Genomic DNA, 267 nt, shown 5'->3' on the forward strand with positions numbered 1-267 from the left:
GGTTTCTGATTTTAATCTTAATCAATCTGCAAAAAGCTGCGACCTGTGCGTGGCTTTTTGCACCTCTCAAGGGGCCAGTGTGCGCCAAAGGCGTGCACGCAGCCCCTTGTGAAAACTCGCAAAAGTGGACTTGTCACTTTTGCGAAGAGAGCGCGGGCTTTTTTGTTGCCTTCGGGTTTCTGATTTTAATCTTAATCAATCTGCAAAAAGCTGCGACCTGTGCGTGGCTTTTTGCACCTCTCAAGGGGCCAGTGTGCGCCAAAGGCG

The 267-nt window shown here is 50.2% G+C and carries 1 protein-coding gene; it reads left to right on the plus strand.

Features of this window, described 5'->3' with window-relative positions:
- The coding region (locus H6A25_RS12580; protein ID WP_204752458.1) for a hypothetical protein at positions 1-267 on the plus strand (267 nt) is incomplete at both ends.

It is taken from the genome of Intestinimonas butyriciproducens, from assembly GCF_016901775.1.
Taxonomy (GTDB): Bacteria; Bacillota; Clostridia; order Oscillospirales; family Butyricicoccaceae; genus Pseudobutyricicoccus.